This is a genomic window from Streptomyces sp. V4I2 (assembly GCF_030817655.1).
Lineage (GTDB): Bacteria > Actinomycetota > Actinomycetes > Streptomycetales > Streptomycetaceae > Streptomyces > Streptomyces plumbiresistens.
In genome coordinates this window covers 7,607,295-7,627,222 of sequence record NZ_JAUSZM010000003.1, presented here as the reverse complement: position 1 = coordinate 7,627,222, position 19,928 = coordinate 7,607,295, and the positions used below count along the sequence as shown (strand labels likewise).

Genomic DNA, 19,928 nt, shown 5'->3' with positions numbered 1-19,928 from the left:
TCCAAGATTCCTCCGAGGTATGAAGGATCGGATCGGGCTCTTACGCGACTTGAAATGTCGGTGGGGAGTCGGAGTTGTTGCCCCGGGGTGTCTTGACACCCACCCCCGGATCGAATCAGCATCGAAGCGCTTCGAAAGCGCTTCGCCGCTCCATCGCAAGGGGATCCCCACGTGACCGCACAAACGCCGCCTACCACGCCTTTCCGCGATCCGCGCCTGCCGTTCGCGAAGCGCATCGACGACCTGCTGTCGCGGCTGACCCTCGACGAGAAGACCGGGTTCCTGCACCAGTTCACGCCCGCCGTCGAGCGCCTCGGCATCGCCGCGTTCCGCACCGGCCAGGAGGCCCTGCACGGCGTGGCATGGATGGGCCCGGCCACGGTGTTCCCGCAGGCCGTGGGCCTCGGCGCGACCTGGAACACCGATCTGGTACGACGGGTCGGCGAGGCGGTGTCCAAGGAGACCCGCGCGATGCGCACCCGTGACGAGCGCGTCGGCCTCAACGTCTGGTCGCCGACGGTGAACCTGCTGAGGCATCCGCTGTGGGGCCGTAACGAGGAGGGCTACTCGGAGGACCCGAAGCTCACCTCCGCCATCGCCACCGCGTACACGCAGGGCCTGCGCGGCGACCACCCGACGTACTGGCGCACGGCGCCGGTCCTCAAGCACTGGCTGGCGCACAACAACGAGACGGACCGGGCCACCGCGTCGAGTTCGGTGCGTCCGCGGGTGCTGCACGAGTACGACCTGCGGGCCTTCCGCGAGACCGTCGAGGCGGGCGCGACGGCCGGGGTGATGCCGGCGTACAACCTGGTCAACGGCCGCCCGAACCACGTCTCGCCCTACTTGCGCGAGCAGTTGCGCACCTGGACCGACGAGGAGTTGCTGGTCTGCTCGGACGCGGGCGCGCCCACCAACCTGGTCGACTCGGAGCACTACTTCGACACCCACGAGGAGGCCACCGCGGCCGCGGTCCTGGCCGGCGTCGACAGCTTCACCGACCACGGGACGGACAGTTCGCAGATCGTCGCACGCGTCCAGGGGGCCTTGGACCGTGGCCTGCTGACCGAGGCCGACCTCGACACCGCCGTCCGCCGCCAGCTCTCCGTCCGCTTCCGGCTCGGCGAGTTCGACCCGCGCTACGACCCGTACGCCGACACCTCGGACTTCGACACCCCGGCGCACCGCGCGCTCGCCCAGGAGGCCGCCGAGCAGGCGATCGTCCTGCTCAAGAACGACGGCGTGCTGCCGCTGGCCCAGGACACCCGGATCGCCGTGGTCGGCCTGCTCGCCGACGAGTGCAAGCTCGACTGGTACAGCGGCACCCTCATCCACCGCTCGACCCCGCTGGAGGGCCTGTACGAGCGGTTCGGCGCGGAGCGCGTCGAGTTCGCGGAGGGGGTGGACCGGGTCCTGCTCAAGACGCGCGAAGGTACGTTCCTCCACGTCCCCGAGGCACAGGACGCGACCGACGAGGTGCGCGGCGCCGAGGGCGCGCTGGACCCGGCCCTGCTCGCGGGCCGCACCGACCTGCCCCCGCTCACCGCGGCCGCCGTCGGCACCGAACTCGCGCTCGTCGACTGGGGCGAGGGCGTCCTGACCCTGCGCGCCCCGGACGGCCGCTATCTCTCGGTCGCCGAGGACGGCTACGTACGCGCCTCCGCCGACCAGCCCGGAGGCTGGGTCGCCCAGGAGACGTTCCGGCTGGAACCGCACGAGAACGGACACCTCCTCAGGCACGTCGGTACCGGTCGCCACGTCTCTGTCGGCGCCGACGGGATCAAGGTTGCCGCCGAGAATCCGGAAATCGCGGATGAGCCGGAAATCTTCACGCTGATCATCGTCGAGCGCGGTGAGGACGCGGTGCGCCGGGTGACGTCCGAGGCCGACGTGGTCCTGGTCGTCGCGGGCAACGACCCGCACATCAACGGCCGCGAGACGGAGGACCGTACGACGCTGCGCCTGCCCGCCCAGCAGGAGCGCCTGCTGCGCGCCGCCCGCGCCGCCAACCCGAACACCGTGCTGGCGCTGACCTCCGCCTATCCCTACGCGCTCGACACCGCCGGCCTCCCCGCGGTGCTGTGGACGGCCCATGGCGGCCAGGCGGCCGGCACCGCCCTCGCCCGCGTCCTGGCCGGCGACGTCTCCCCCGCCGGCCGTCTCCCGCAGACCTGGTACGCCGACGACGCCGACCTGCCCGGCCTCCTCGACTACGACGTCATCGGCAGCCGCCAGACGTACCTCTACTTCGAGGGCACACCGCTGTTCCCCTTCGGACACGGTCTGTCGTACGCGACGTTCTCCTACGGCGGTCTCAGCTCCCGCGTCGAGGCCGAGACGCTGCACGTCTCCTTCACGATCACCAACACCGGTGACGTCACGGCCGACGAGGTCGCCCAGCTCTACACCCGCGCCGCGGACCCGGTGGTCCCGCGCCCGCGCCGCGAACTGCTGGCGCACCGGCGCGTGACACTCGCACCCGGCGCCGAGGCGGAGCTGGCCTTCGAAGTCCCCCTGCGTTCCTTCGCGTTCTGGGACGTGGCCCAGGGCGGGTGGCGCCTGGAGCCGGGCCCGTACGAGCTGCTGGCCGGCGCCTCCAGCGAGGACGTCCGCCTTCGTACGACCGTCCTCCTGGACGGCGAGCCCTCGGCCCCGCGTCCGGTGCTCGAACGCGGCCTGGACGGAGCCGACTTCGACGACCAGAGCGGCGTCGAGATCGTCGACCGTACGAAGACCGCGGGCGACGCGGTGACGGCGGCGGAGGGACGGACCGGTGAACTGGTCTACCGCGCCTGCGACTTCGGCGCCGGTGCCACGCGGGTGACGGTGTCGGTGGCGGGCGAGGGCGTGGTCGAGCTCGCCCTGGACGGCGGGCCGACGCTGGCCACCCTGACGTCGGACGCGTCCGGCTCCGGGCCGTACGCCTACACCACGCTCGGCGCCGGGTTCGTCGCCGAGGGCCTGCACGACGTCCACCTGAGACTGCGCGGCCCGCTGCGGCTCGCGCACGTCGGCTTCTCCGGCTGAGGGTCCGGAGGAGACCGGCGCAGAGAAGGGGCCCGGCACCGGAAGGCATCGGTGCCGGGCCCCTTCAGGGACGGCGTAAGCGCGTCGGACGCAACCTTAGCTGAAAATGGTTCCCATTAGCTAGAGGGTGAGTCCGGTCATTGGCTAGAGGGCGAGTCCGGTCAGTACAAGAACCCGCTCGTACGTGTAGTCGTCCATCGCGAACTTCACGCCCTCGCGGCCCACCCCGGACTGCTTGACACCGCCGTACGGCATCTGGTCGGCGCGGTAGGACGGCACGTCGCCGATGACGACACCGCCGACCTCCAGCGCGCGGTGGGCGCGGAAGGCGACCTGGAGGTCGTGCGTGAACACGCCCGCCTGGAGGCCGTACTTGGAGTCGTTGACGGCGGCGAAGGCAGCCGCCTCCCCGTCCACCTTCTGCACGGTGAGGACCGGCCCGAAGACCTCCTCGCAGAAGAGGGTGGTGCTCGCCGGCACGTCGGTCAGGACGGTCGGCGCGTAGGAGGCGCCGTCGCGCTTGCCGCCGGCGTGAAGCTGGGCCCCGGCCTCGACGGCCTCCTGCACCCACGCCTCGACCCGCTTGGCGGCGTCCTCGCTGACCAGCGGCCCGACGTCGGTCTTGTCGTCGCTCGGGTCGCCGGTGGTCTGGGCCTCGACGGCGGCGACGACGCGGGGCAGCAGACGGTCGTACACCGACGCGTCCGCGATGACCCGCTGGACGGAGATGCAGGACTGGCCGCCCTGGTAGTTGGAGAAGGTGGCGATGCGGGTGGCGGCCCAGTCGAGGTCGGCGTCGGAGGCGTAGTCGCCGAGGACGACCGCGGCGCCGTTGCCTCCCAGCTCCAGGGTGCAGTGCTTGCGCGGTACCGAGTCCATGATCGCGTAGCCGACCTTCTCGGAACCCGTGAAGGAGATGACCGGCAGGCGCTCGTCCTGGACGAGGGCCGGCATCCGGTCGTTCGGGACGGGAAGGATGCTCCAGGAACCGGCCGGCAGGTCGGTCTCGGCGAGCAGTTCACCGATGACGAGGCCGGAGAGCGGGGTGGCCGGGGCGGGCTTGAGAATGATCGGCGCACCGGCGGCGATCGCCGGGGCGATCTTGTGGGCGCACAGGTTCAGGGGGAAGTTGAACGGCGCGATGCCGAGGACCACGCCCTTCGGGAAGCGGCGGGTGAGCGCGAGGCGGCCCTGACCGCCGGCGTCGGTGTCCAGGCGCTGCGCCTCTCCCCCGTTGAACCTCCTCGCCTCCTCGGCCGCGAACCGGAACACGGAGACGGCCCGGCCGACCTCGCCGCGGGCCCACTTGATCGGCTTGCCGTTCTCCGCGGAGATGAGCTGCGCGATCTCCTCCGTGCGCTCGGCCAGCCGCCGGCTGACGTGGTCGAGGGCGGCGGCGCGGAGGTGGGCGGGGGTGGCCGCGAAGTCCTCGCGGACGGCGTGCGCGGCGGCCACGGCCTCCTCGATCTGCGCGTCGCTCGGCACGGCGACCTTGCCGACGAGGCGGCCGTCCCAGGGCGAGGTGACGTCGAAGCTGTCCTCGCCGGTGGCCTGGCGGCCGGCGAGCCAGAAGGCGTGGGTGGAAGTCATGTGTCGACGGTAGGGGTGGGGATGGCGGATGGCGTTTCGCCAGTGTGTAGTGGTGGGACGTTGACGTGCGCCGGATTGGCAGGGTGGTGGGGGTGCACCTTCTCCCGGGTGCCTACGCCGACGTCGCCTTCAGCGCCAGCCACAGCTCCATCCGCATGTCCGGATCGTCCAGCGAGCGCCCGAGGATCTCCTCGACCCGCCGCATCCGGTACCGCAGCGTATGCCGGTGAACGCCCAGGTCCGCGGCCGCCGCATCCCACTGACCGTGCCGCGACAGCCACGCCCGGAGCGAGGCCACCAGATCCCCCCGCCCGGTCGCGTCGTGCTCGTACAGCGGCCGCAGCAGACCGTCCGCGAACGCCTTCACCGCATCGTCGGCCAGCAACGGCAGCACCGACCCGGCCGCCATCTGCTCGTGCTCGACGAACACCCGCCCCCGCCGCCGAGCCACCGACAAGGCCTGCTCGGCCTGCTTGTACGCCGCCGCCGCGGCGATCGGCCCGACCGGCGCCGACAGCCCCACGACCAGCTCGTCCTCGTCACCGCCGGCCGCCTGCTCCCGTACCCCCGCCCGCGCCGCCTCCAGCGCCGCCGCGTACTCCCCGCACGCGGCCACCGCGGCACCGCCGTCCGCGGCGAGCACCACCAGCCGCTCGCTCTCGCCGCCCCCGTTCTCCGGCACGACCAGGACGGCCTCGCCGGAACGGGCCGCCGCCGACTCGACGACTTCGGTGAGCGCGCCCAGCGGGTCACCGTTCGTGTCGGCGGCGGCGAGGGTGGCGGCCGTCGGATTGGCGGGCGGCACGTGCGCGTGGTCGTCGGTCTGCACCCGGGCGGCCGACGCGGCGGAGGCCGACTCGGCGACGATCATCCGGAAGGGGGCGTCGAGCAGAGCGCCGTACAGATCCCCGGCGACCGTGCGCGCGTGGTCCGGCTCCCCGGCGAGCAGCATGCGCAGCACCGCCACGCCGAGCCGCTGTTCGGCCGCGTGCAGGGAACGTGACCGTTCCGTCGTGAGGGTGAGCAGGGCGATGGCCGAGTGGAGGGCGTACCGCTCGGCGGTGCCGAGGGCCGCGGCGGTCCCGACGGCCAGCGCGGCGCGCGGCCGCCGCCCGGTGCCCAGCGAGTGCAGTTCGACCCGGTCCTCGTGCTCGGGGCCGCCGACGACCGACGAGGCGGGCGCGGGCCGGTCCCGAAGCCGCTCGACGTCCGCCGTGAGCCGGGCGGCCCGCCGTACCGCCCACTCCGGCGCGGTGGCGACGACGGCGCCCGAGGCGTCGTAGAGCGCGGCCCACCCGTCGACCTGCGAGGCGAGCGCGCTCAGCAGCCCCTCCGGGCCGTCCGTGAGGGCCTGCTTGGTCAGTTCTCGCTGCGCCGCGAAGCCCGCGGTCACCGCCCGGTACTGGTCGGCGGCGATCTCCGCGGACACCGCCTTGCTGATGGCGAGGAAGGGCGTGCGGCGCGGTACCTCCAGCAGCGGCAGCCCTTCCTGCTCGGCCGCGTCGACGAGCGCCTTGGGGATCTCCTCGTAGTTGACCCCGACGGCGAAGCCGAGCCCGACGACCCCCGCGCCGACCAGCCGCTTCACATAGCGCGCCATCGCCTCAGGGTCCTCCGCGTCCAGCTTCAGCGCGGTGACCAGCAGCAGCTCGCCGCCCTCCATGTAGGGCACGGGGTCGGCGAGCTCGCTGACGTGCGCCCAGCGGACCGGCACGTCCAGGCGGTCCTCGCCCGCCCGCACGGTCAGTTTCAGCGCGGAGTGGTGGATGAGCGAGGCGAGCGTGGGGGGCATGAGGCCTTCAGGTGTACGAGACAGGTATGTGTGGCATGTGTGGCTGCCGCGATCTTTGTGATCTTTTGGCCGCTACGTATGAACGGCCTGTGCCGATTCTGCCTCAGCGTACGGTCCCCGCGTCACCTCAACCGCGCAGATCCACCAGCAGCGGCGGCGCGTGCTCGCCCTTCACGTTGGTGAGGGACAGCACCGCGTGCCCCGGCGGCACGCCGTGCGCCAGCTCGGACGCGGACCACCGCTCGCGCTCGACCTGCCGTACGGTCACCGCCCGCGCGGTCGGCGCCTTGCCGGTGATCACCCGCCGCACCGCGTGCAGCGCCTTGCCGGCCGGCGTCTCGGCGATGATCTGCCGGTCGGTGACGTCCCGCGCCTCGATCCACTCCTTGCCCCACACCTCGGCGAAGTCCTGCCCGTCCCACGGCGTCAGCCCGGACAGCGCCATCCGGCACCCGGTGGCCCCGAGCAGCGGCCCGCGCAACGGCCTCGGTACGTCGTCCAGGGTGCGCAGCGTCAGCACGACCCCGGCGTTGCCCGACCGCAGCCGCTGAATGCCCCGCACCGCTTCGGGCGTCACCACGCCCGTGGCGTCGTCCAGGATCAGGCAGGCGAACAGCGACCGGTCCTCCCGTACCGCCACACTCGCCGTGAACTGGGCCAGCACCAGCCGCGCCAGCATCCGCGAGGCGTCGGCGTGCCCGCGCTGCGGCAGGTCGACGCGCACCCGCACGGGATGGTCGAGCGCCTTGAGCGAGAACGGCCGCGACTGTCCGGACGTGTCGAAGAAGCCCGCGAAGGCCGGCCGGTCGAGCAGCGCCACGCGATCCGCGAGTACGCCGCCCACGTCCCCCGGCTGTCCCATCTGCCGTTCCCGCGCGTCCAGTTCGCGCAGCAGCGACTCCTGCCCGGAGTCCTCGAGGCCCTTGCGCAGTGCGGCCAGCGGCGCGGGCGATCCGTCGAGCAGCTGCCGCAGCTCCGGTACGGAGGGGAAGCGTCCGTGGACCGTCCGGAACGGCCCGAGGAGCTGGGCGAGGACGGTGGTGGAGCGGCGGGTGTCCCCGCCCTGGTGCGGCTCGGCGAGATCGCCGACGAGCGCCTCGGCGAGCACCGCCGCCGCCTCGTCCGGGTCCGTCGTCCCGCCGTACAGGTCGAGGTCGTACACCGATTCCGGATTCCCGATCCGTACGACCACGTCGTAGGAGTCGGCCGGGCCGAGCCCGGCGCCCGCCGCGCCGACCACCACGACCGAGGCGCGCCCGGCGAGCGCGTGCAGGCACAGCGACTCGGCGAGCGGGTTCACCACGGTCCCGGTCTTGCCGGAGCCGGGCGGCCCGACGGCGAGGAGCGAGGTGCCGAGCAGCTCGGGGCCGAGGCCGAGGCCGGTGCCGCGGTAGGCGTACGGGTTGCGGGCGTCGTCGGCCGTGGTGCCCAGGCGCACCTGGCCGGTGACCAGGTCGTGCCGGGCGATCCGGGTCGGCAGGTCGCGCTCGCCGGAGGGGTGCGCGCAGGCGGCGGCGCCTTCGCCGAGCACCGCGCCGGTGAAGGTGGCGAGGCTGTGCCGGCCGCTGCGCACGCCCTGCCAGGCGCGGTCGATCCGGGCGAGGTCGACGTCCCGCATCAGCCCGGCCCGGGCCTCGGCGGCGAGCCGCTCGGCGGCGTCGACGGCCCCGGCGGCCCGCAGCTGGGGCCACTCGGCGGGGTCCTGCTCGGGGGTGGGCGGCCGTTCGGTCACCGGCGCGGACCGGCGCCAGGCGGGCGGGCCGAAGCGGCGCCAGACCTCGCCCCAGCGGCCGAGGCGGCCGACGGCGAACATGATCGCTAGGGCGATCAGCGTGTAGTAGCTGTACCAGAGGACGGCGTTGCCGACGCGGTCGTTGCTGTGCCGCCAGGAGTCCGGCGTGAAGAGTTCGAGGGGCAGGACCCACCAGCCGCCGAGGTAGCCGTTCCACAGGAGCGACCAGATCAGCCAGCCGACGAGGAAGGCGATCACCGCGCCGCTGAGCAGCTGCCGGGTCGGGATCTGCTCGGGCTCCTCGTCCGGCCGCGGCTTGTGCCCGAACCGCCACACCCCCGGTGCCGCCTCCGGCCGGGGCGTCCGCAGCCACGCGAGGAAGGCCGACCCGTCCGGCCTCGGCGGCACGCCCGGCGTCGGAGCCGCGGTCGGCCGCGGCGGCATCGCCGGGATCCCCGGGGGTCCCGCCGGACGTGGCACAGGGTTCGCATGCGTACCCCGCGCGTCCCGCGTCCCGTCGCTGTCCATCGCCCTCGCCCCTTGACCAGCCGTTCCGTCCACCGTCAGCGAGTCAATCTAACGCCCCCGCCTGGGTAGTTCACCGCTTACGCGGCCGGGCCGCTACCGACCGGGCCGCACACCGCCATGTCCAAGACGGACAAGCCGCGTCGGCGAGAACGCCCACATGGAGCATGCCCACCTCCCGGTCCCCGCCCTAGCCTGCGAGAAAAGAGAAGGCAATCGTCAGCAAGAGCAACATCCCAGGAGCCCCCATGACCGCACTTCCGCAGGAGCGCCGCGTCGTCACCGCCATCCCCGGCCCGAAGTCGCAGGAGCTGCAGGCCCGCCGTGTCGCCGCGGTCGCGCAGGGAGTGGGCTCCGTGCTGCCCGTGTTCACCGCGCGCGCGGGCGGCGGGATCATCGAGGACGTCGACGGCAACCGTCTGATCGACTTCGGCTCCGGCATCGCGGTCACCTCGGTCGGCGCCTCCGCCGAGGCCGTCGTACGCCGGGCCTCCGCCCAGCTCGCCGACTTCACCCACACCTGTTTCATGGTCACTCCCTACGAGGGGTACGTGGAGGTCGCCGAGGCCCTCGCCGAGCTGACCCCGGGCGACCACGCCAAGAAGTCCGCGCTGTTCAACTCGGGCGCCGAGGCCGTCGAGAACGCCGTCAAGATCGCCCGCGCGTACACCAAGCGGCAGGCGGTCGTCGTCTTCGACCACGGCTACCACGGCCGTACCAACCTGACGATGGCGCTGACCGCGAAGAACATGCCGTACAAGCACGGCTTCGGCCCGTTCGCGCCCGAGGTCTACCGGGTCCCGGTGGCCTACGGTTACCGCTGGCCGACCGGCCCGGACAACGCGGGCCCGGAGGCCGCCGCCCAGGCCATCGACCAGATCACCAAGCAGGTCGGCCCGGACAACGTGGCCGCGATCATCATCGAGCCGCTGCTCGGCGAGGGCGGCTTCATCGAGCCGGCGAAGGGCTTCCTGCCCGCGCTGCGGAAGTTCGCCTCGGACAACGGCATCGTGTTCGTCGCCGACGAGATCCAGTCCGGCTTCTGCCGTACCGGCCAGTGGTTCGCCTGCGAGGACGAGGGCATCGTCCCCGACCTGATCACCACCGCCAAGGGCATCGCGGGCGGTCTGCCGCTCGCCGCCGTCACCGGCCGCGCCGAGATCATGGACGCCGCGCACGCGGGCGGCCTCGGCGGCACCTACGGCGGCAACCCGGTCGCCTGCGCGGGTGCGCTCGGCTCCATCGAAACGATGAAGGAGCTCGACCTCAACGCCCGGGCGAAGGCGATCGAGGCGACGATGAAGGCCCGGCTGTCCGCGATGGCCGAGAAGTTCGACATCATCGGCGACGTCCGCGGCCGTGGCGCGATGATCGCCATCGAGCTGGTCAAGGACCGCGCCACCAAGGAGCCGAACCCGGAGGCGACCGCCGCCCTCGCCAAGGCCTGCCACCAGGAGGGCCTGTTGGTCCTGACCTGTGGCACCTACGGCAACGTGCTGCGCTTCCTGCCCCCGCTGGTCATCGGCGAGGATCTCCTGCGCGAGGGACTCGACATCATCGAGCAGGCTTTCGCGCGCATCTGACGGGTGGGCCGCACAGGTGATTCCGCGAGCGGCAGACCGTGTGAAGAAGGTGTGCGGGGTGCATGGGAGGACTCGATTCCGCCTGTCTTAGGCCCACCCCCTGACGTAGGTTCTAACCAGATGAGAGATACACCCCGCCCACAGGGGACTGTGGGCGACTTCAGGCCGGGGCCTCCCCAGCTTCGACCTGGTCGTGCCCTCGCGCACACAACCGGTGCCTCCGGCTCCGGATCTCCTCACCGATCGGACAGTCGCCCGCCCCAAACCCCCCGGGGCGGCCGACGATCCGATCTGATCGGCCGCCCCGGAACCACCCCCCCTGTTCCGGGGCGGCCGACCTCCTTCTTCTTCCTCTTCGGGCTTCCGGCCCTCCTCTTCGCGCTGATCACCTGGCAGGTCGTCGCCGACGGACCGTTGCTGCGCGCGGACGAGCGCGTCAGCCGCGCCCTGGTCCATCCGGACCGCTTCTCCGAACTCCTCGCCGACCTGGGCAACATCCAGGTCGCGGTCCCCGTCCTCGCCGCCGTCCTGGCCCATGTCGCCTGGCGGGGCCGCCGCAGTGGTACAGACCGCTGGTGGCTCCCGCCCGCCGCGGCGGCCCTCCTCATGGCCCTGGTCCCGGCGCTGATCATCCCGCTCAAGGAACTCACGGCCCGCCACGGCACCTCGGTCATGCCCCCGGGGGCCGGCTACTACCCCTCCGGCCACACCGCCACGGCCGCCGTCGCGTACGGCTCCGCGGCCCTGCTCCTCTTCCCGTGGCTGCGCACGGCCTACGCCCGCCGGGAACTCCTCATCGCCTGTGCGGTCGTCAACGTCGGCGTCGGTTTCGGCCTGGTCCGCCGCGGCTACCACTGGCCGCTGGATGTCGTGGCCAGTTGGTGTCTGTGTGCGGTGCTGCTGTCGTCCTTGTGGCTGTTCCTCGGGCGGGGGACGCCCGACGACGAGCCGACGGAGTAGGTAGCAGGTGGGCGGAGGCGGCCTTCCGCGTCGGCCGCACGGGCGGCCGACGAGTCGCCTGATGGTGTGGACGACCGCTCGGTCGTACCTCGGGTGGTGCTCGTCTGGTCGTTCTCGGCTCGTACTGCTCGTCTCGCCGTTCTCGTCTGGTCGTGCCCGTCTGGTCGTGCTCGTCCGTCGCCAGGCCCGCCGCCGCCTCGTGCATCGCCAGTTCGAGGAGTGCCGGGTCGGTGAGGGTGCCGGAGCCGTCCGGGGGCACCAGCCAGCGGACTCCGCCGCCGGTGGAGCGGCCCGGGTACGGCACCACGATCCAGGTGCCGGCGCCCGCCGTACGGATGCCCGTGCCGAGCCAGCGGGCCGCGGTCCCGGGCGGTACGAAGAAGCCCATGCGGGCGTCGCCGAAGTCGACCAGCACCGGTCCCGGCTGGTCGAGGATGCGGGTGAGGACGTCGAGGTAGCCGAGCTCACCCGGCAGGATCAGTACGTCCCAGGCCTTGCCCGCGGGCAGGAGCGCGACCCCGTGAGGGCTGCGTTCCCACTCCCAGCGGCAGGCCTCGGGGTCCGGAGCCACGGATGCGAGCCAGTCGACCGCCGTCTTCGCCCCAGTCATGAGGGGACCTCCCTTTGTGTCGTGGACGCGAGTCGCGTCACGAGAGAGAGGGAGGTCTCCTGGCAGCATTCCGCGGGTTTGGGCTCCTCGTTGGAGTGAACCGGACCACATATGACAGGTCAGCTGTCGAAGCCGAGCCCGAGTCTGTCCATCGTCCGCAGCCACAGGTTGCGCCGCCCACCGTGCGCGTCCGCCCGTGCCAGCGACCACTTGGTGAGGGCGATGCCCGTCCACGCGAAGGGCTCCGGCGGGAAGGGCAGCGGCTTCTTGCGGACCATTTCCAGCGCCGTGCGCTCCGTGGACTCCCCCGCCAGCAGGTCCAGCATCACCTCGGCGCCGAACCGGGTGGCCCCGACGCCCAGACCCGTGTAGCCCGCCGCGTACGCCACCTTCCCGTGGTGGGCCGTGCCGTAGAACGCCGAGAAGCGCGAGCAGGTGTCGATCGCGCCGCCCCACGCGTGCGTGAAGCGGAGGCCCTCCAGCTGCGGGAAGCAGGTGAAGAAGTGCCCGGCGAGCGTGGCGTACGTCTGAGGGCGGTCGTCGTACTCGGCGCGCACCCGGCCGCCGTACGGGTAGATCGCGTCGTAGCCGCCCCAGAGGATGCGGTTGTCCGCGGACAGGCGGAAGTAGTGGAACTGGTTGGCGCTGTCCCCCAGCCCCTGCCGGTTCTTCCAGCCGATCGACGCCAGTTGGCCGGCGCTCAGCGGTTCGGTCATCAGCGCGTAGTCGTAGACCGGGACTGTGTAGGCCCGCACGCGCTTGACCAGGTTCGGGAAGATGTTGGTGCCGAGCGCGACCGTGCGGGCGCGGACCGAGCCGTACGGAGTGCGTACGGCCATCCCGGCGCCGTACGGCTTCAGCGTGAGCGCGGGCGTGTGCTCGTGGACCCGGACGCCGAGCCGGACGCACGCCCGCTTCAACCCCCAGACGAGCTTGGCCGGGTGGAGCATGGCGACGCCCCGGCGGTCGTGGAGGCCGGCCTGGAAGGTCGGTGAGGCCACCTGTTCCCGGACGGCCTCCCTGTCCAGGAACTCGACGCCGTCGGCGAGACCCTCGCGTTCCATCTGTTCGTACCAGTCGCGCAGTTCCCGCGCCTGGTACGTCTCGGTCGCCACGTCGATCTCGCCGGTGCGCTCGAAGTCGCAGTCGAGGTCGTGCCGGGCGACCGCCTTCTCGATCTCGTCGAGGTTGCGGGCGCCGAGCTCCTGGAGCTTGTGGATCTCGTCCGGCCAGCGGGTCAGGCCGTTGGGCAGACCGTGGGTGAGGGAGGCGGCGCAGAAGCCGCCGTTGCGGCCCGAGGCGGCCCAGCCCACCTCGCGGCCTTCCAGCAGGACGACATCCCGCTGCGGATCGCGCTCCTTGGCGAGGAGCGCGGTCCACAGTCCGCTGTAGCCGCCGCCGACGACCAGCAGGTCGCAGGTCTCGGCGCCGGTGAGCGCGGGTTCGGGGTGGGGCTTGCCGGGGTCGTCCAGCCAGTACGGGACCGGCTGGGCGTCGGAAAGGGACGTGGTCCAACGGCTCATGGCGCTTGGGGCCATGATGTCAACTCCCTACAGGGCTCTTTCGCTCACGCCTTTTGCTTGGTGCGGCGGTTTCCGATGACCATCGAGGTCAGGACGAACAGGACGGCGACCAGGAACATGGCCGTCCCGATGACATTGATCTGAACGGGAGTGCCGCGCTGTGCCGAACCCCAGACGAACATGGGGAAGGTGACGGTCGAGCCCGCGTTGAAATTCGTGATGATGAAATCGTCGAAGGAAAGCGCGAAGGCGAGCAGCGCACCCGCCGCGATTCCCGGAGCCGCGATCGGCAGGGTGACCCGTATGAAGGTCTGGAAGGGGCCCGCGTACAGGTCCTGGGCTGCCTGCTCCAGCTTCGGGTCCATCGACATCACGCGCGCCTTGACCGCCGTCACGACGAAGCTGAGGCAGAACATGATGTGGGCGATGAGGATCGTCCAGAAGCCCAGCTGCCCGCCCATGTTGAGGAACAGGGTGAGCAGCGAGGCCGCCATGACGACCTCGGGCATCGCCATCGGCAGGAAGATCAGCGAGTTGACGGCGCCCCGGGCGCGGAAGCGGTAGCGGACCAGCGCGAAGGCGATCGCCGTGCCGAGGGCGGTCGCGCCGAGCGTCGCCCAGAAGGCGATCTGGAGGCTGAGCGACAGCGAGCCGCACAGGTCGGAGACCCCGCACGGGTCCTTCCAGGCGTCCGTGGAGAACTGCTGCCATTCGTAGTTGAAGCGCCCCTTCGGTTTGTTGAAGGAGAACACCGTGACCACGACGTTCGGCAGGAGGAGATATCCGAGCGTCAGCAGTCCCGCGATGACGACGAGATGGCGCTTGAGCCAGTTGACGAAGGTCATTTAAACCAGATCCTCCGTGCCGGACTTGCGGATGTAGACGGTGACCATGGCGAGAATCCCGGCCATGAGGATGAAGGAGAGTGCCGCGGCCGTCGGGTAGTCGAGGATGCGCAGGAACTGGCTCTGGATGACGTTTCCGACCATGCGGGTGTCCGTGGAGCCGAGCAGGTCCGCGTTGACGTAGTCGCCGGCCGCCGGGATGAAGGTCAGCAGCGTGCCGGAGACCACGCCCGGCATCGACAGCGGGAAGGTGACCCGGCGGAAGGTCGTGAACGGCTTGGCGTACAGGTCGCCCGCGGCCTCGTGGAGCCGTCCGTCGATGCGCTCCAGCGAGGAGTAGAGCGGCAGGATCATGAACGGCAGGAAGTTGTACGTCAGACCGCAGACCACCGCGAGCGGTGTGGCCAGCACGCGGTCGCCGGAGGTCCAGCCGAGCCAGCTCGTGACGTCCAGGACGTGCAGCGTGTTGAGGGCGCCGACGACCGGGCCGCCGTCCGCGAGGATCGTCTTCCAGGCGAGCGTACGGATCAGGAAGCTGGTGAAGAACGGCGCGATCACCAGGATCATGATCAGGTTCCGCCAGCGGCCCGCGCGGAAGGCGATGAGGTAGGCCAGCGGGTAACCGAGGAGGAGGCACAGGACGGTCGCGGCGGCCGCGTAGGCGATCGAGCGCAGGAACTGCGGCCAGTACTCGGACAGGGCGTCCCAGTAGGTGGCGAAGTGCCAGGTGACCTTGTAGCCCTCCTCCAGGGAGCCCGTCTGCACGGACGTGGAGGCCTGGTAGACCATCGGCAGCGCGAAGAAGACGAGCAGCCAGAGGACGCCGGGCAGGAGCAGCCAGTAGGGGACGAGGCGGCCGCGTCTGCGCGGGGGCTTCTTCGCGGGTGCGGCGGGCGCGAGGGGCGGGGGCGCCTCGGTGAGGGTCGACATCAGGCGGCCACCACTTCGTCGGTGCCCGCGGAGCCCGCTGTCCCGGCCAGCAGGGACTGGGCGGCGTCCAGGCCGAAGGTGTGGGCCGGGCTCCAGTGCAGGACGACCTCGGCGCCGGGGCACGAGCCGGGCGTCACGGTCGATGTTCTGGGCGTACACCTCGAACTCCGGGCAGACCGGGCTGTCGACGACGTACTGCGTGGAGACGCCGATGAAGCTGGAGTTGGCGATCTTTCCGGTGATGCGGTTGCGGCCGACCGGGATCTCGCCCGCGTCGTCGGCGTGCGTGAGGGAGATCTTCTCCGGGCGGACGCCGACCAGCACCTTGCCGCCGGTCTGTGTCGGGGCGGAGCAGCGCGTCTCGGGGAGCACCAGCTTGCCGCCGCCCGCCCTGAGGACGATCTCGTCGCCGCTCTTGGAGTCGACCTCGGCCTCGATGAGGTTGGAGGTGCCGAGGAAGTTGGCGACGAAGGTGGTGTTCGGGTTCTCGTAGAGGTCGGTGGGCGAGCCGAGCTGTTCGACGCGGCCCGCGTTCATCACCGCGACCGTGTCGGCCATGGTCATGGCCTCCTCCTGGTCGTGCGTGACGTGCACGAAGGTGATGCCGACCTCGGTCTGGATGCGCTTGAGCTCCAGCTGCATCTGGCGGCGCAGCTTGAGGTCGAGGGCGCCGAGGGGCTCGTCCAGGAGGAGCACCTTGGGGTGGTTGATCAGGGCGCGGGCGACCGCGACGCGCTGCTGCTGGCCGCCGGAGAGCTGGTGCGGCTTCTTGCGCGCCTGCTCGCCGAGCTGCACCAGGTCGAGCATCTCCCCGACCTGTTTCTTCACCGACTTGATGCCGCGCCGGCGCAGGCCGAAGGCGACGTTCTCGAAGATGTCGAGGTGCGGGAAGAGGGCGTAGGACTGGAAGACCGTGTTCACCGGCCGCTTGTAGGGCGGGAGATGGGTGACTTCCTGGTCGCCGAGGAAGACGGTGCCGGAGGAAGGTTCCTCCAGGCCCGCGATCATGCGCAGGGTGGTGGTCTTGCCGCAGCCGGAGGCGCCGAGCAGGGCGAAGAAGGAGCCCTGCGGCACGGTCAGGTCGAGTGGGTGTACGGCGGTGAAGGAGCCGTAGGTCTTGCTGATGCCGGAGAGGCGGACATCGCCCGTGGTGTCGGTCTTGTTCGTCATGGTGGTCACGCCCCAGTCAGCTTCGCGAACTTCTCTTCGAACTCGGTCTCTTCCTTCGAGCTCAGCGAGCGGAAGGCGTGCGACTTCTCGGCCATGGCCTTGTCGGGGATGATCAGCGGGTTGTTCGCCGCATCCGCGTCGATCTTCTCCAGCTCGGGCTTCACCCCGTCGACGGGACACACGTAGTTGATGTACGCGGCGAGCTCGGCGGCCGGCTTCGGCTCGTAGTAGTAGTCGATGAGCCGTTCGGCGTTCGTCTTGTGACGCGCCTTGTTGGGGACCAGCAGGTTGTCGGTCGACGTCATGTAACCGCTGTCCGGGATCAGGAAGTCGATGTCGGGACTGTCCGCCTTCAGCTGGACGACGTCACCGGCCCAGGCGATGCAGGCGGCGAAGTCGCCGCTGGTCAGGTCGGAGGTGTAGTCGTTGCCGGTGAAGCGGCGGATCTGGCCCTTGTCGACGGCCTTCTGGATGCGGGCGATGGCGGCGTCGTAGTCGTCGGCGGTGAAGTTCGCCGGGTCCTTGCCCATGTCGAGCAGGGTCATGCCGATGCTGTCGCGCATCTCCGACAGGAAGCCGACGCGGCCCTTGAGCTTGGGGTTGTCGAGCAGGTCGGAGACCGACTTCACCTCGACGCCGTTCAGCGCCTTCTTGTTGTAGGCGATGACCGTGGAGATGCCCTGCCAGACGTACGAGTAGGCGCGGCCGGGGTCCCAGTCGGGGTCGCGGAACTGCGCGGAGAGGTTGGCGTAGGCGTGCGGGAGGTTGGACGGGTCGAGTTTCTGGACCCAGCCCAGACGGATCAGGCGGGCGGCCAGCCAGTCGGTGAGGACGATGATGTCGCGGCCGGTGTCCTGGCCCGCGGCGAGCTGCGGCTTGATCTTGCCGAAGAACTCGTTGTTGTCGTTGATGTCCTCGGTGTACTTGACCTTGATGCCGGTCCGCTTGGTGAACGCCTCCAGCGTCGGATGGTGCTTGCCGCTGTCGTCGACGTCCATGTACTCGGTCCAGTTGGAGAAGTTGACGCTCTTCTCCTTCGCCGAGTGGTCGTCGGCGGAGACCCCGCCCTGCGTCTTGCCCGCCGCGGGGATGCCGCAGGCGCTCAGCGCGCCCATTCCGCCGACCGCGAGCGCGCCGCCCGCGGAGGCGCGCAGCAGTGAGCGGCGGGTGAGGGCGGCCCTGCCGTTCCTGAAGCTGCGCCGCATGGCGGCCACCTGGGCCGGGGACAGGCGGTCGGGCTCGTACTGCTCCATGCGCGTGGTGCCCTTTCGGGAGGGTGTGGGCGGCCGCGGGTCAGGCGGCCTTCGGTGTGGCTATCGGTCCCCGAAGATCGTGCGGTGCCAGTCCTTGCGGGGCACCGCCGTGTTGTCGAACATGACGTGCTTGAGCTGGGTGTACTCCTCGAACGAGTACGCGGACATGTCCTTGCCGAAGCCGGACGCCTTGTATCCGCCGTGGGGCATCTCGCTGATGATCGGGATGTGGTCGTTGACCCACACGCAGCCCGCCTTGATCTCACGGGTGGCGCGGTTCGCCCGGTAGACGTCGCGGCTCCAGGCGGAGGCGGCGAGCCCGTACGGGGTGTCGTTTGCCAGCTCGATCCCCTCGTCGTCGCTGTCGAAGGGCAGGACCACGAGCACCGGCCCGAAGAGCTCGGACTGGACGATCTCGCTGTCCTGGTCGGCGTCCGCGATCAGGGTGGGGCGATAGTACGCACCGTTCTTGAGATCCCCCTGAGGAGCCTCGCCGCCGGTCACCACGCGCGCGTAGGCACGCGCCCGGTCGACGAAACCGGCGACCCGGTCGCGCTGTACGTGCGAGATCAGCGGGCCGAGATCGGTGCCCGGCGCGAACGGGTCGCCCAGCCGGACGGTCTCCATGAGGGCGGCCGTCCGCTCGACGAACGCCTCGTAGAGGGGCCGCTGTACGTACGCGCGCGTGGCGGCCGTGCAGTCCTGCCCGGTGTTGATGAGCGCGCCCGCGACCGCGCCGTGGACGGCCGCCTCCAGGTCGGCGTCGTCGAAGACCACGAAGGGCGCCTTGCCGCCGAGCTCCAGGTGGAGGCGCTTGACGGTCGCGGTGGCGACCTCGGCGACCCGCTTGCCGACCGCGGTGGAGCCGGTGAAGGAGGTCATGGCCACGTCCGGGTGGCCGACGAGGTGCTCGCCGGCCTCCTTGCCGGTGCCGCTGACGATGTTGATCGCGCCGTCCGGGATCCCGGCGTCGGAGGCGGCCTGGGCGAAGAGCAGCGAGGTGAGTGGGGTGAGCTCGGCGGGCTTGAGGACGATCGTGTTGCCCGCGGCGATCGCCGGGAGGATCTTCCAGGCGGCCATCTGGAGGGGGTAGTTCCAGGGCGCGATGGAGCCGACGACGCCGATGGGTTCACGGCGTACGTACGAGGTGTGGTCGCCGGAGTACTCGCCGGCCGACTGCCCCTGGAGGTGGCGGGCGGCACCGGCGAAGAAGGCGGTGTTGTCGATGGTGCCCGGGACGTCGAACTCGCGGGTCAGCTTGAGCGGCTTGCCGCACTGGAGGGACTCGGCGCGGGCGAAGTCCTCCGCGCGTTCGGCGAGCACGGCGGCGAAGCGGTGCAGGGCGTCGGAGCGCTCGCCCGGGGTGGCCGAGGACCAGCCCGGGAAGGCCGCGCGGGCGGCGGCGACGGCCGCGTCCACGTCGGCGGCGCCCGCCAGCTCGTACGTGTACACCTCCTCGCCGCTCGACGGGTCGACGACCGCGTGCGTACGACCCGAGGTGCCCTTGGTCAGGCGCCCCGCGATGAACTGCGCGCCGTCCGCGAAGCGGTCCTGGGCCGGGAATCGTTCCGGGGTGGCATTGCCCGGGTTGTGCATGTCGCTCTCGCTCTCCTCCGCCGTCACCCCGCGTTTGTCGAAATGCGGGTGGCGTAGCTCCAGCTCGATTTGAGTGCCGATCCTGACAGAGCTAAGGGCACTCAACAAGTGATTCCGTTGTTGCCTTTTGGTTACGCGACGGAATCTGTCGACCAGGTGTCGAGTCGGCGCGGAAAAGGAAGGACGGAGTGTCAGTGGTGGCTGCCAGACTCGGGTGCATGGAGAGAACCACGGGGGAGATCACTTCCTGGGAGGCCCTGACCAGCGAAGTCCGTTCTGGGGCGAAGGTGAAGTACCTGCACTTCTGGGGACATCGGCCGCGCCCGGACGGACAGGTGGGCGCGAGCTGCCTCAGTCAGTGGTGGCCGTCCCCGTTCACCGTGGACGGCGTGGCGTACCGGACGGCCGAGCACTGGATGATGGCGTCCAAGGCGCGCCTCTTCGGGGACCCGGAGGCCGAGCGCGCCGCTGTCGAGGCGCGCAGCCCGGCCCAGGCCAAGAAGGCGGGGCGGCTCGTGCGCGGCTTCGACGACGCCGTATGGGAGCGCGAGCGGTACGGGATCGTGGTCGAGGGCAGCGTCCACAAGTTCGCCGCGCACGCTGACCTGCGGGAGTTCCTGCTGGGCACCGGGAACCGGGTGCTGGTCGAGGCCAGCCCCCTGGACCGCATCTGGGGCATCGGGCTCGCGGCGGACGACGAGCGGGCCGGGAACCCGGAGCTGTGGCGGGGGCCGAACCTGCTGGGGTTCGCGTTGATGGAGGCGCGGGGGCGGTTGCGGGGGTAGGGCGTAC

General features: G+C 71.1%; 12 protein-coding genes and 2 pseudogenes. 4 read left to right on the top strand and 10 right to left on the bottom strand.

Going from position 1 to position 19,928, the window contains the following annotated elements:
• Positions 1-171 precede the first annotated feature (171 nt).
• Positions 172-3,027 carry a glycoside hydrolase family 3 C-terminal domain-containing protein gene (locus QFZ76_RS36020; protein WP_307677594.1) on the top strand — a complete coding sequence of 952 codons (2,856 nt, stop codon included), beginning with the start codon at positions 172-174 and terminating at the stop codon, positions 3,025-3,027.
• A gap of 144 nt (positions 3,028-3,171) precedes the next feature.
• Here the strand turns inward: QFZ76_RS36020 and QFZ76_RS36015 are convergent, their stop codons facing one another.
• The 3 genes from QFZ76_RS36015 to QFZ76_RS36005 form a co-directional block, all read right to left on the bottom strand.
• Complete coding sequence (locus tag QFZ76_RS36015) at positions 3,172-4,617, bottom strand: aldehyde dehydrogenase family protein (RefSeq protein ID WP_307677593.1); 1,446 nt, start codon at positions 4,615-4,617, stop codon at positions 3,172-3,174.
• Positions 4,618-4,729: 112 nt separating this feature from the next.
• Positions 4,730-6,409 carry a PucR family transcriptional regulator gene (locus QFZ76_RS36010; RefSeq protein WP_307677592.1) on the bottom strand — a complete coding sequence of 560 codons (1,680 nt, stop codon included), beginning with the start codon at positions 6,407-6,409 and terminating at the stop codon, positions 4,730-4,732.
• 127 nt (positions 6,410-6,536) lie between these two features.
• Positions 6,537-8,669, bottom strand: a complete 2,133-nt coding sequence (locus QFZ76_RS36005) for an ATP-binding protein (RefSeq protein ID WP_307677591.1) — start codon at positions 8,667-8,669, stop codon at positions 6,537-6,539.
• Positions 8,670-8,914: 245 nt separating this feature from the next.
• Here QFZ76_RS36005 and gabT point away from each other — a divergent pair, with 245 nt between their 5' ends.
• Together gabT and QFZ76_RS35995 are read left to right on the top strand one after the other, a co-directional pair.
• Positions 8,915-10,249 (top strand): 4-aminobutyrate--2-oxoglutarate transaminase, encoded by a 1,335-nt coding sequence (gene gabT / locus QFZ76_RS36000; protein WP_307677590.1) that lies wholly within the window; start codon positions 8,915-8,917, stop codon positions 10,247-10,249.
• A gap of 120 nt (positions 10,250-10,369) precedes the next feature.
• Positions 10,370-11,209 (top strand): phosphatase PAP2 family protein, encoded by an 840-nt coding sequence (locus QFZ76_RS35995; protein ID WP_307677589.1) that lies wholly within the window; start codon positions 10,370-10,372, stop codon positions 11,207-11,209.
• Positions 11,210-11,372: 163 nt separating this feature from the next.
• Here the strand turns inward: QFZ76_RS35995 and QFZ76_RS35990 are convergent.
• From QFZ76_RS35990 to QFZ76_RS35960, 7 genes and pseudogenes are all read right to left on the bottom strand, one after another.
• Positions 11,373-11,819 (bottom strand): annotated as a pseudogene (locus QFZ76_RS35990) (hypothetical protein); the annotation flags it as partial.
• A 119-nt stretch (positions 11,820-11,938) separates the two neighbouring features.
• On the bottom strand, positions 11,939-13,357 hold the full coding sequence (locus tag QFZ76_RS35985; RefSeq protein WP_307677588.1) for an FAD-binding oxidoreductase: 1,419 nt from the start codon (positions 13,355-13,357) through the stop codon (positions 11,939-11,941).
• Positions 13,358-13,386: 29 nt separating this feature from the next.
• Entirely contained in the window at positions 13,387-14,187 is an 801-nt protein-coding gene (locus QFZ76_RS35980; protein WP_307677587.1) for an ABC transporter permease, read from the bottom strand.
• Positions 14,188-15,117, bottom strand: coding sequence for an ABC transporter permease (locus tag QFZ76_RS35975; RefSeq protein WP_307677586.1), 930 nt, complete (start codon positions 15,115-15,117; stop codon positions 14,188-14,190). It abuts the gene before it with no gap.
• Positions 15,117-16,287 (bottom strand): annotated as a pseudogene (locus QFZ76_RS35970) (ABC transporter ATP-binding protein). Before QFZ76_RS35970 ends, QFZ76_RS35975 begins: the two are co-directional and overlap by 1 nt.
• Before the next feature lie 5 nt (positions 16,288-16,292).
• Positions 16,293-17,540: a spermidine/putrescine ABC transporter substrate-binding protein gene (locus QFZ76_RS35965; protein WP_307677585.1), complete on the bottom strand. Its 1,248-nt coding sequence runs from the start codon at positions 17,538-17,540 to the stop codon at positions 16,293-16,295.
• A 60-nt stretch (positions 17,541-17,600) separates the two neighbouring features.
• Positions 17,601-19,136 (bottom strand): gamma-aminobutyraldehyde dehydrogenase, encoded by a 1,536-nt coding sequence (locus QFZ76_RS35960; RefSeq protein ID WP_307680227.1) that lies wholly within the window; start codon positions 19,134-19,136, stop codon positions 17,601-17,603.
• A gap of 218 nt (positions 19,137-19,354) precedes the next feature.
• On the opposite strand from QFZ76_RS35960, the gene QFZ76_RS35955 reads away from it, so the two are divergent.
• Complete coding sequence (locus tag QFZ76_RS35955; protein WP_307677584.1) at positions 19,355-19,921, top strand: NADAR family protein; 567 nt, start codon at positions 19,355-19,357, stop codon at positions 19,919-19,921.
• Positions 19,922-19,928: the final 7 nt, after the last annotated feature.

What these genes read in the sequence shown, in the direction of transcription:
- QFZ76_RS35985 (WP_307677588.1), bottom strand. Translation starts at nt 13,357, where the DNA reads ATGGCCCCAAGCGCCATGAGCCGTTGGACCACGTCCCTTTCCGACGCC.
- gabT (WP_307677590.1), top strand. Translation starts at nt 8,915, where the DNA reads ATGACCGCACTTCCGCAGGAGCGCCGCGTCGTCACCGCCATCCCCGGC.
- QFZ76_RS35975 (WP_307677586.1), bottom strand. Translation starts at nt 15,117, where the DNA reads ATGTCGACCCTCACCGAGGCGCCCCCGCCCCTCGCGCCCGCCGCACCC.
- QFZ76_RS35980 (WP_307677587.1), bottom strand. Translation starts at nt 14,187, where the DNA reads ATGACCTTCGTCAACTGGCTCAAGCGCCATCTCGTCGTCATCGCGGGA.
- QFZ76_RS35965 (WP_307677585.1), bottom strand. Translation starts at nt 17,540, where the DNA reads ATGGAGCAGTACGAGCCCGACCGCCTGTCCCCGGCCCAGGTGGCCGCC.
- QFZ76_RS36005 (WP_307677591.1), bottom strand. Translation starts at nt 8,669, where the DNA reads ATGGACAGCGACGGGACGCGGGACGCGCGGGGTACGCATGCGAACCCT.
- QFZ76_RS35960 (WP_307680227.1), bottom strand. Translation starts at nt 19,136, where the DNA reads ATGCACAACCCGGGCAATGCCACCCCGGAACGATTCCCGGCCCAGGAC.
- QFZ76_RS36010 (WP_307677592.1), bottom strand. Translation starts at nt 6,409, where the DNA reads ATGCCCCCCACGCTCGCCTCGCTCATCCACCACTCCGCGCTGAAACTG.
- QFZ76_RS36015 (WP_307677593.1), bottom strand. Translation starts at nt 4,617, where the DNA reads ATGACTTCCACCCACGCCTTCTGGCTCGCCGGCCGCCAGGCCACCGGC.
- QFZ76_RS35955 (WP_307677584.1), top strand. Translation starts at nt 19,355, where the DNA reads ATGGAGAGAACCACGGGGGAGATCACTTCCTGGGAGGCCCTGACCAGC.
- QFZ76_RS35995 (WP_307677589.1), top strand. Translation starts at nt 10,370, where the DNA reads ATGAGAGATACACCCCGCCCACAGGGGACTGTGGGCGACTTCAGGCCG.